Origin of the sequence: Streptomyces otsuchiensis (assembly GCF_004305975.1) — a bacterium.
GTDB lineage: Bacteria > Actinomycetota > Actinomycetes > Streptomycetales > Streptomycetaceae > Streptomyces > Streptomyces otsuchiensis.
Genome location: NZ_BHZI01000209.1, coordinates 1 through 10,636 on the forward strand (window position 1 = coordinate 1; position 10,636 = coordinate 10,636).

The window sequence follows — 10,636 nt, forward strand, 5'->3', positions numbered from 1 at the left end:
CCACGCCCCCACACCCCACACCCCGTTGGAGTCGCCATGTCACGACGCCGCCACTGGACGCTGCGCGCACTGCTCGCGCTCTCCCTCACCGCGGCCGGACCGCTCGCCCACGGCGCGATGACCGCCCAGGCGCAGGAGCCGGCCCCCACAGCCGAAGTCGAGAACGCGCCCGCCCTGGACGAACTGGCCATCACCACCGAGCAGGTGGCGTTCGGCCTGAGCCGGCCGACCGCACTCACCGGCCCCGACGACGGGACCGGCCGGCTTCTCATCGCGCAGAAGGCCGGGACGGTGCGGGCCTACCATCCCGACACCGGGCTGGAGACCCAACCGATCCTGGACATCAGCACGTTGGTGAACGCCAGCGGCAACGAGCGCGGGCTGCTGGGCATCGCCACGGCCCACGACTTCGCCGACACCCAGCAGGTCTACCTCTCCTACACCGCCCAGCCCGACGGTGCGGTCACCCTCGCACGCCACGATCTGGACGACGGCACCACCGAGGTGCTGATCAGCCAGGAGCACCCCGACTACACCAACCACAACGGCGGCGATATCGCCTTCGGCCGTACGGATCAGTACCTGTACTGGAGCCTCGGAGACGGTGGCGGTGCCGGAGACCCGAACAACAACGGCCAGCGCATCGACACCCTGCTGGGCAAGATCGTGCGCATCGACGTGAGCACCAACTGCGGGCCTGTGCCGTACTGCGTCCCCTGGGACAACCCCTACCTGCACGACCCCAAGGCCGAGCCCGAGATCTGGGTCTCGGGGCTGCGCAACCCCTGGCGGTTCTCGATCGACCCCGTGACCCACGCGGTGTGGGTCGCGGACGTCGGCCAGGGCCGCTGGGAGGAGATCAACCGTCTTGGAGCCTGGGCGGGTGGCTCCAACCTGGGCTGGTCGTGCAAGGAGGGCCTGGAGATCTTCAACGCGGACCGCTGCCTGCCGGGCGCGGTCTACCACGACCCGGTCTACACCTACGAGACCTCCGTGGACGGCTGCGCGGTCATCGGTGGCCACGTCTACCGTGGCCAGGAGTACGCGGACATCGCAGACGGCGTGTACGTGGCGACCGATTACTGCTCCTCGACCGCCTTTGCGCTGACCGCCGACGGCCAGGAATCCGCCAGGATCGGCACCTTCCCGACCCAGGTCACCGCGTTCGGCACCACCGCCGACGGTGAGCAGTACGTCGTCAACGACCTGCCCGGCCAACTGCACCGCGTGGGCTTCGAGGTCGCGGCTCCCCAGAACTGACCGGCGCGGACAGGACCGTGGTCGGCTGCCGCGGCGGGCGGCGCGGCAGCCGACCGACGGCTCAACCGGTGGCGCAGGAAGCGCCGTTGAGGGTGACACCGGAAGGAGCGCCCGCGGCGGAGCCGTTGGCGGTGAAGCCGATCTCGACCGCGCCTCCCGCCGGGATGTGCGCGGTGTGCGGCTCGGAGGTGACGGTCACGGCCGGGCCGCTCTGGCTGACGCGACCGCCCCAGAGGTTCTGCACGGTCTCGGTGCCGGAGAACGTCCAGCCGAGGGTCCATCCGTCGAGCGGCGTGGCGCCGGTGTTGCCGATCCGGACCGCGCCCTGGAAGCCGGAGCCCCAGTTGTTGGTGACGGTGTAGGCGACCACGCAGTCAGCGGCCGGGTCGGCCGGGTCCGGCGCCGTCGGGTCGGCCGGGTCCGGCGCCGTCGGGTCGGCCGGGTCCGGGCCGGAGCCCCCGAAGACGGTGGCCTCACGGGCGGTCTCCGCGATGCCGTCGGGCCCGTTGAAGATGCGCTCGCCCCACTCGGTCAGCGCGGAGGCGTCGAAGCCCGCCGCCATGTCCAGGTACTCGACCCCGCCGCCGTTGCCGCTCCAGGACCAGCCCAGATACCCCAGGCCCAGCTCCTCGCTCAGCTCCAGGATGGCGTCCTCGTCCGGGTCGCCGTCGGAGTGGTAGTGCCCGAACTCGCCCACCAGGATCGGCAGTCCGGCCTGCACGAAGTGGTGGAGATAGCCGCTGACGGCGGCGCGGGTCTCGTACACGCCGTACATGTGGATCGAGAAGACGGTGTTGCCGTCCGGGTCCGCGTCGAAGACCGTCTGCGCGTTGGCACGCATGGTGTTGGTCCAGTCCTGGCCCCAGTTGGGCGCGTCGACCATGAGCATGTGGTCGAGCCCGGCGTCGCGCAGCTTGCCGACGGCCGCCGCGGTGTCGGCGGTCCACCGCTCGTAACCCTGGTTACCGTGCGGCTCGTTGCCGATGTTGATGACGACATAGCTCTCCTGGCCTTCGAGCGCGCCGGCGATGTCGATCCAGTAGTCCGCGGCGGTGTCCAGCGAGACCGCGCCGTCCTGTTCGCCGTAGCCGGTCGTGTCGTGCACCTCCAGTACGCAGATCAGCCGGTTGGCGCGGCACTGGGAGATCACGGCGGCGACATCGCTCTCGGAGTTGCGCTCCCAGCGGTCGCCGCTGGAGAGCACCACCCGGACGGTGTTGGCGCCCAGCGCCTTGATGTCGGCCAGGGCCTGGGGGGTGCGGTCGGTGAACCAGGAGTGGGGGTGGTTGACGCCTCGCATCACGAAGTCGCTGCCGTTGGCCTCCACCACCCGGCCGTCGCTGACGCGCAGGCCGGTCGCGGCGTGCGCGGTCTGGCCGAGGCCGAAGACCGCGACCACCGACCCGAGAAGGAGGGCCAGGACGGCGGTGAGTCCGATCGTGCGGGTGCTGCCTCTGCTACGGGATGTCGCTGTCATGTCTGCGGCTCCAATGGGGGAACACGGCCCGGGGGCGGGCCGTGGTGGGGTTCGCCTCGGGCCCCGCCGCCTCCCATAACGTGGGAGCGCTCCCAAACGCGTGCGCGCCATCCCGGGCTGCCCCGTGGCCCGCGCACCGGCCGGGAGGCCGGCGGGCGGCCACGCCCGCGATCCGTCGCACCGCGGCAACGCGCCCATCCGGCGAGGGCCACCCGGCACTGCCCCCACATCAACCCACCGGGCTCCGCGAACGTCAAGAGGGCCTGACATCAACGGAGTTGACACACAACTGGGCGGCCGTCCGGTTCAGTCCACCCGGTTCAGTCCGTCCGATCCAGGGTGTCCGGTGCGCCGCTGTCCTGGCCACCGTCGGCGGCGAGCAGCATGACGTCCGGATCGTCCGGGTCCATGGTGACGGTGTAGACGTTGCCTGTCCCGCAGTTCACATCGGAGACGGTGTCGTCGGTCGGTTCGGCGGCGACGGCCTCCAGTACGAGGGAGTCAGCGTCGACCCGGACGAGTTCCAGCTCCTCGGTGCAACCGACGTTGCGTTCGGTGATCACCTCGTTCACCTCGCTGGACTGCCAGCCCACCAGGTCGCCCACCTCACCGGTCACGAGGGCGAGCGTCACGGCGAACGGGCCGTTGGTCAGGACGGTGCCCGAGCCCTCCCCGTACCAGGTCCCGGCCCAGCTCTCCGGCATCGCGTCCGGGTTGCCGTCGTCCGAGGCCGCGTCGTCGTCGCCGGCACCACCGGCACCACCGGCACCACCGGAGGCCGTGCCGTCGGCCTCCCCGTCCTCCAGGGCGCTGTCGAGCAGGTCGGCGAGCGCGCTCAGGGCGAGTGAACCCACCAGGACGAAGGCGAACAGCGAGACCATCACCACGGCCACGAACTTCGGCCCCCGCCTGCGGTCCCGCTCGGGCGGGCCGGAGGGCGGCGGCGCCAGTGGTGCCGGCGACGCCGGATAGGGCGAGGAGGGCGAGTGCTGACCGGGGCCCGGCAGGCCGTAGGGCGTCCCCACCGGCGGGGGCACATGACCGTGGGGAGGGCCGTACGGTGCGACGCTCGGCGCACCGGGCACAGGCCCGGAGGGGTGGGAGAGCCGGACCGCCTCGTCCACCTCGGCCGTGCGGCGCTCGTGTTCGGCGAGCAGCGGCGCGGGCAGCGACCCGGCCCAGCCGCCGCCCGGTCCGGGGGGACAGAGCGCGGCGAACCGTGCGGCCAGAGCTGCGGGTTCGGGCCGGGCGCCGGGATCCTTGGCGAAGGCGTCGCCCAGTGGCTCCCGCAGTTCGGCGGGCAGCCGGTCGAGGTCGGGGTCCTGGTGGACCACCCGGTAGAGCAGCGCGGGCACCGAGGCGGACTCACCGGGCGCCAGGAACGGGCCGTGGCCGGTGGCGGCGAAGTACAGCAGCGCGGCCAGGGCGAACACATCGCTCGCCGGGGTGAGTTCGGAGGAGCCGGACGCCTGTTCCGGGGAGAGGTAGCCCGGGGAGCCGATCACGCCGCCGGTCGCGGTGAAGCGGGACTCGTCCACGGCGTGGGCGATCCCGAAGTCGATCAGCAGCGGGCGCACCGGTCCCAGCAGCACGTTCGACGGCTTGAGATCGCGGTGGAGCAGGCCGGACTCCCCCACCGCCGCCAGTGCGCGGGCGAGTTCGCGGCCCAGTACCGCCAACGCCTCTCCGGAGAAGGGCCCGTGCGCGTCGACCCATTCGTGCAACGAGGGCGCCGCGACGTACTCGGACGCCAGCCACTGGCGGCCGTGCGGGTCGCGGCTCCAGTCGACCACCGGAACGGTCCAGGCGCTGCGCACCCGGTCCGAGTTGCGGATCTCGCGCTCGAACCGCTCCCGGAAGCCGGGGTCGCGGGTGTGCTCGGTCCGGATCGTCTTGAGCGCGAGGGCGCGTCCGCCGGGGGTCCTGGCGAGGTAGACGCGGCCCATTCCGCCCTCGCCGAGCCCTCCGAGCAGCCGGTAGCCGCCGACCTCGGCCGGGTCCTCCGGTGTGAGCCTTTGCATCGCGTACCCCCGAGTCGTGACGGCCGGGTGGAGACACGGCCGCGCGGCACTCTGGACTGTAGAACACCGCGGCACGGGCGGGGAGGGCGGAGCGCTGCGAGCCGGGCTCAGCTGTCGCGGGCGGCGCCTGGCATCGCCGCCGCACGCTACTCCGACGCGGTGATCGCGATGAAGGACGGGCTGGTCGTCGCGCACGGCGATCCGCGCGAGGTGGTCACGGCCGATCTGGTGCGGACGCTGTACGGTCTGGAGGCCGACATCCTGCACGCTCCGGCGGACGGCTCGCCCGTGGTCGTCCCCGCCGCATCGGCGCGGCCGCCGCGCCACGCCGCCTGAACCGCGCTACCGCACAACGGAGTTCATGGCGCTGCGACGGCCCGGGGAGCACGCCGGGACGGGCGCGGGTGGGAGTCGGAGCGGCGACGCCGGAGGACGGCGCGGCCAAGGGTGACGGCGAGCGACGGAACCGGGTGAGCGAGGCACGATGGCGGGGCGACAGCGGTCCGGGCGCGACGAGGAGCACCCCTCCGAGCGGGAACGACTGGAGTTGTGGCTGATCGAGGTACCGGCGGACGCCACGCCGGTCGAACCGGCCGTCGCCCTCCTCAGCCCCGACGAACGCGAACGAGCGGGCACCTTCTGGCGGCCCGCCGACCGGGCGCGCTACCTGGTGGCGCACGCGGCACTCCGGCTGATCCTGGGCGACCGGCTCGAAGTACCGCCCCTGGAGGTCCCGTTGGAGCGAGCGCCGTGCGCGGGGTGCGGGGGCCCGCACGGCAAGCCGATAGTGGGCGCCGGCCCCGGCCCCGGCCACCCGCCCGGCCGCCCGCAGACCCAGCCGGTCCACTTCTCTCTTTCGCACAGCGGCAGTTGGGCGATGATCGCGGTCGCCGCCGTCCCGGTCGGCGCGGACGTCGAGGAGCGCCCCCGGGAGGCGACGCTGCGGGACATCGGCCCGTCGCTCCATCCGCGCGAGCAGGCCGACGTGATGGCCGCCGCGCCCGGCGACCGGACCGCCGCGCTGGGCCGCGCCTGGGCCCGCAAGGAGGCGTACCTCAAGGGCATCGGCACCGGTCTGGTGCGGGAGTTGTCCGCCGACTACACGGGGTGGACCGGCGCGGCGGACCACCCGGCCGGCTGGGTGCTCCACGACGTGGTGGCGGACGACCGCCACGCCGCCGCCGTGGCGCTCGCCGCCGCCCCAGCGACGTGCCCCGCACCGAAAGCACCCGCGCCGAAAGCACCCACACCCCCGCCCGGTACGACCGGACCCGGTACGGCGCTTCGGCCGTACCGGGTCGGATGGAACGCGGTGCTGTCGTCCGGACGATGGCGTCGCCACCGCGAACAGCTCATTTGAGCAGCTCAGTTGCCCGGCGGCGGCCCGGCCCGTCGACCGGACCGGACCACCGCGCGGACAGCGTCGCCGCCGTCAGCCGTTGGAAGTGGCCGAGGACTGCGCCGGGACGGTGAGCGTGGTGCCGTCCGAGAACGTCACGGTCTGCTCGCTGCCCGAGTAGTTGTGGGCGGCGTAGGTGCGGTTGCCGTCCCTCTCGAAGACCGCCGCGGTCGGGCTGTCGGCCGTGATGTCGGTGTTGGGGGCACCGGTGGCGGCCATGGTGTGGATCCAGTGGTATGTGTGGGCGCGGGTCTCGCCGGCCTCCGGCTCGTACGCGTCGTTGTCCGCGTCGTAGGCGGCCTTGGCGGCGTCCGGGTCGGCCAGGGCCTGGAACTCCCAGAGCAGGTCGCGCCACTCCTCGAACGGCCCGCCGTTCTGCTCGACCAGGTGCTCCAGGTTGCGCTCGATGGCGCCCTTGTCGGTGGCCAGGTGCAGCGAACCGCCGGTCACGGGGAGCACGTTGATGCCGTGGATCTCCTCGGGGTTCGCGGTCCACCAGGTGGAGTAGGCGCCGCCGGAGCCCCAGACCATGCCGACGATCGGGTGCTCGTAGTCCGAGGGGTAGACCTCCTGGTCGGCGTCGAACCAGTACTGGCGGATCGACTCGGCCTCGGTGGTCAGCAGGTAGACGCCGAGGTCACGCAGCTCGTCGTCGCCGGTGGCGGAGCCCCACATGATCAGGCCCACGCTGAGGTTGATCGACTCGGAGGACGACTCCTGGTTGTTGCCCGCCGCGAAGCCCTGGTGGCCGGCGGCCCAGCTGTGGCCGGCGTAGATGTCGAAGCCGCGCAGGAACGGGTACTGCTCGTCGTCACGCGCCGGGTTGGCGGTGTCGCGGATCAGCTCCTTGACCATGCCGCCCCAGGCGGAGTCCTCCGCCCACGAGGCGTCGAACTGGGCGACGATCGCCGCCGCCATCACGAAGTACGAGTAGTGGAAGTGGTGGTCGTTCAGCTCGGTGTCGCTGCCGTAGGAGGCGGGGTAGCCGGTCAGCGTGGACCAGTCGGAGTCGTAGGAGAACTCCGCCGGGCCACCGACGGTGAACCACTCCTCCAGCCGGTCCTTGATCAGGCCCAGCAGCTCGTCGCGGGAGGCGGTGTCACCGGCCTGGTCGGCGATGGTGACCAGCTGGGCCAGCTTGCCGAGCTGCTTGCCGGTCCAGTACGTGTCGACCGCGCCCTCGAACGGGTCGTCGGAGCCCAGCACTTCGGCGATGTAGCCGGCGAGGCGGCCGTCGTCCAGCGCGTCCGTCTCGGGCAGCACCGGCAGTACGCCGGGCACGCTCTGCGAGGTGGTGAAGGAGTTGCCCTCGCGGATCTTCATGGCGCCGCGCGGCGAGACGTACTCGTAGTCGAGCATCGTGTCGTCGGAGTGCAGCCACTGGTGGCGGTAGAGCGCCTGGATGGTGCCGGTCTCCGAGCCCTCGCGGGCCTCGGTCTCCAGCGTGTAGGTGGCGCGGACCTCACCGGCGTCGGTGTCGTAGTCCCAGGACACCTCGGAACCGGTGACGAAGCTGAAGGCGTACTGGCTGTAGGTGTCCAGCGCCTCCGGCTCGGGCAGCACCGCGACCGAGTAGTAGTCGGCCCCGCCGAGGCCGGCACTGATGGAGGTGCCGGAGACGTTCCAGTCGCTGCCGCTGGGCGCGAACAGGCCGTAGTGGTTGCCCGCGACGGTGACACCGATGATGTTGCCGTCGTCGGAGAAGACCTCGGGCGTGCCGTTGGTGGTGATCTCGGCGTCGCCGCCGGATGCCTCGGCGTAGACGAACGGCAGACCGTGGCCGATGGTGGCGCGCAGCTCGCGGTCACCGTCCGACCAGTACGGGTTGACCGTCCAGTCCGACCAGCCGTCCGCCTTGACGTCACCGGAGTTCAGGCCGCTGACGCCGAGGGTGAGGTCGGCGGTGTGGACGTACTCGTACTGCCGGCCCTCGCCGACGATGGAGTAGTCGGTCGGGTAGCCGACCTCCAGGCCGCCGGCGACCGCCTGGTAGGTGAGCGGGTGTCCGTACATCGGCTGGGAGTACGGGTTGTCGCCGTAGCGCTTGAAGACCAGCGAGGACCACCAGTCGTTGGTCGGCACCGGCTGGTCGGCCACCGCGTCGGTGACCTGGGGCAGGACCGGGTTGCCCACGTTGTCGGTGGGGCCGGAGGTGCCGGGCGGGCGCGTGTCGGAGTAACCGCCGTTGCCCACCGGGACTTCGGCGGCGGACGCGGACGGAATGACCATCACGCCGGTGACCGCGGCCGCCGTCGCGGCGGCCGCGACGGTCAGACCGATCCGGCGTCCTCGCCGGGTCACTCGATGCTGGCTCATCAGTTTCTACCTCAATGCTGTGGGGGGACTGCGGGGCCTGTGGGTGCCGTGGGGCCACGGGGACGACGGACACGGGCCGGAAGCGGTTCCGGCGGAGGCTGAAACTAGGAGTGCGTTCACTACGTGTCAACGGATCGCGGCAGGTTCCGGAATCCGCCGGACAGCGGTGTTCACGGTTTAACGGCAGGTCATCGCCGTATACCGGCCTTTCGGGGCCCTCAAAACACCTCAGACCGGACCGAGCGGGATCATGGTCCGCTGAGCCGCGCTTAAGTCCCGGTTAAGACGCGACCGGCCCGGCGCCGGGCAGACTGCCGCGCATGCCGAACTCTCCCGGGACGGGCGAGCCCAACGCCTACTCCTCGCCCTCGCCCCGCAGTTGGCTCCACCCGGACGCCGAGGTCCGCTCCTCCCCCGTCGCCGGCGACGGGCTCTTCGCACGGGCCCCCATCAGGACCGGCACCATGGTCTGCCGTCTCGGCGGACGGCTCATCTCGGACGCCGAACTCCGTGCCCTGCTGGCGGAGATGGCGCACGTGCCGGACGGGGTCCACCTGGACACCGTCACCGTCTCCGCGACCGAGCACCTGCTGCTGCCGCCCCGCGACGACCGCTCCCCCGGCTACGGCAACCACAGCTGCGACCCCAACCTGTGGTGGCACGGGCCCTTCACCCTCGTCGCACGGCGCGACATCCGGGCCGACCAGGAGCTGACCAACGACTACGCCACCTCCACCGACGACCCCGGCTTCGTCCTGGACTGCGCCTGCGCCGCGGGCCCGGAGTGCCGCGGCGTCGTCACCGGGGACGACTGGCGGCGGGCCGACCTCCGCGTCCGCTACGGCGACCACTGGGTGCCCGCGCTCCTCGACCGCATCCGCCAGGCAGGCTGACGACGCGGACGCGACGGGCTCGGCGGCACGGACCCGACGGCACGGACCCGACGGGCTCGGCGGCGCACGGGCCCCTCGTCCCGCGCGTGCACCGGGGCGGCGTCAGACCAGGTGCGTGACGGTGACCCGCACCGTCGCCGGAGTGGGGTGCGGCACGGCGGCACGGACCGCCGCGCGCACGGCCCGCGCCACGTCCAGCGCCCGGTTGCCGCGCCGGACCGCGACCTGCACCTCCACATGCCAGCCGTCCGGCCCGTCCCGCCGCGTCACCCGCACGCCGTGCGGCCGGGCGGGACGTCCGTCCGAACCCACCAGCAGATGCGTCGCGTTGCGCACCAGCCCGGCCAGGCCGGGGCTGAGGAACGCCACCCCCGGCACCTCCTCGACGGCGCGGGCAGCGCGTTCCGCCACCTCCAGATAGCGCTGGTCGCGTGTCATCGCAGTCCTCCCGCCCGTCCGTCGCGCCGGCCGTCGGCCCGGCCGGAGCCGTCCGGGGTCTCCGGGTCGGAGGCCACATGGGGTTCGTACATGTCGGTGACCCGGACGTCCACGGCCGCCACCTCCATGCCGAGTGTGTCCTGCGCGGCGGCGAGGATCCGGTCCCGGACGGCGTCGGCGAGGTCGGGAACGGTCCAGGTCAGCCGGGCCGTCACCTCCAGCCTCACGCGCACGGGGCCGCGGGGCGCGCCGCGTCCCAGCCAGCCGGTGCCCGAGGTCGCGGCCGGGTCGGCGGGCGTGATCCGGCAGCTGCCGGCGTGTACGCCGGGCAGGGTCTCGGCCGCCGCCCGGAACGCCTTGGCGGCGGTCGACTCGCCGATCCAGTGGTCCTCGGTGGTCTCGCCGAGCGGCAGGCTGCGGCCGGGCCGCAGCTCCAGCCGCACCATGTCCATCACCCGCGCCGCGAACGCGTCGTCCTCAGCCGCGCCCGAACCGGCGCGACCACCGGCACCACCCGCATCACCGGCGCCGTCGGCGCCGCCGGGAGCGCGGCCGGTGGAAGGCACCGACGCCCCGGCGGCCGGCAGCGCGGCGTCGGCGGCCTGCGTCTCGCGGGCGAACCCGTCGAGGACACGGAGCCCGTCCAGCGCGGAGGCGCAGTGCGGGCACTCGGCGAGGTGCGGGTCGTCCTCGGTGGTGCCGTCCTCCCAGCTCTCCCAGAGCGTCTCCACCGACCGGCCGCACGGCAGCAGGTCGTCGTCCTGGCCGGACGCGGGGGCACCGCGCCCAGCGGCGGCGCGTGGAACGTCCGGGGGTGGTCCGTGGTCGGGGG

At 72.8% G+C, this 10,636-nt stretch carries 9 protein-coding genes; 4 read left to right on the forward strand and 5 right to left on the reverse strand.

The window, feature by feature from the left end; all coding sequences use genetic code 11:
* Positions 1–36: 36 nt before the first annotated feature.
* Positions 37–1,260, forward strand: coding sequence for a PQQ-dependent sugar dehydrogenase (locus E0D90_RS18820; protein ID WP_130799350.1), 1,224 nt, complete (start codon positions 37–39; stop codon positions 1,258–1,260).
* 61 nt (positions 1,261–1,321) lie between these two features.
* Here the strand turns inward: E0D90_RS18820 and E0D90_RS18825 are convergent, their stop codons facing one another.
* On the reverse strand, positions 1,322–2,737 hold the full coding sequence (locus E0D90_RS18825; RefSeq protein ID WP_227870317.1) for a cellulase family glycosylhydrolase: 1,416 nt from the start codon (positions 2,735–2,737) through the stop codon (positions 1,322–1,324).
* A gap of 320 nt (positions 2,738–3,057) precedes the next feature.
* The gene (locus E0D90_RS18830) at positions 3,058–4,758 is read right to left on the reverse strand and encodes a serine/threonine-protein kinase (RefSeq protein WP_130799352.1); all 1,701 of its coding nucleotides are present in this window, start codon (positions 4,756–4,758) and stop codon (positions 3,058–3,060) included.
* Positions 4,759–4,917: 159 nt separating this feature from the next.
* Between E0D90_RS18830 and E0D90_RS26670 the strand changes: the two genes are divergently transcribed.
* Positions 4,918–5,094 carry a hypothetical protein gene (locus E0D90_RS26670; protein WP_157996892.1) on the forward strand — a complete coding sequence of 59 codons (177 nt, stop codon included), beginning with the start codon at positions 4,918–4,920 and terminating at the stop codon, positions 5,092–5,094.
* A 148-nt stretch (positions 5,095–5,242) separates the two neighbouring features.
* Positions 5,243–6,118 (forward strand): 4'-phosphopantetheinyl transferase family protein, encoded by an 876-nt coding sequence (locus E0D90_RS18835; RefSeq protein ID WP_130799353.1) that lies wholly within the window; start codon positions 5,243–5,245, stop codon positions 6,116–6,118.
* Positions 6,119–6,190: 72 nt separating this feature from the next.
* Here the strand turns inward: E0D90_RS18835 and E0D90_RS18840 are convergent, their stop codons facing one another.
* Positions 6,191–8,473: a glycosyl hydrolase gene (locus tag E0D90_RS18840; protein WP_130799354.1), complete on the reverse strand. Its 2,283-nt coding sequence runs from the start codon at positions 8,471–8,473 to the stop codon at positions 6,191–6,193.
* 320 nt (positions 8,474–8,793) lie between these two features.
* On the opposite strand from E0D90_RS18840, the gene E0D90_RS18845 reads away from it, so the two are divergent.
* Positions 8,794–9,366 (forward strand): SET domain-containing protein, encoded by a 573-nt coding sequence (locus E0D90_RS18845; RefSeq protein WP_227870318.1) that lies wholly within the window; start codon positions 8,794–8,796, stop codon positions 9,364–9,366.
* Between the two features lie 102 nt (positions 9,367–9,468).
* On the opposite strand, the gene E0D90_RS18850 is transcribed toward E0D90_RS18845, so the two are convergent.
* Positions 9,469–9,804, reverse strand: a complete 336-nt coding sequence (locus E0D90_RS18850; RefSeq protein ID WP_103501638.1) for an Asp23/Gls24 family envelope stress response protein — start codon at positions 9,802–9,804, stop codon at positions 9,469–9,471.
* Positions 9,801–10,636, reverse strand: an 836-nt coding sequence (locus E0D90_RS26675) for an Asp23/Gls24 family envelope stress response protein (RefSeq protein WP_157996893.1), incomplete at its 5' end; no start/stop codon positions are given. The genes E0D90_RS18850 and E0D90_RS26675, both read right to left, overlap by 4 nt.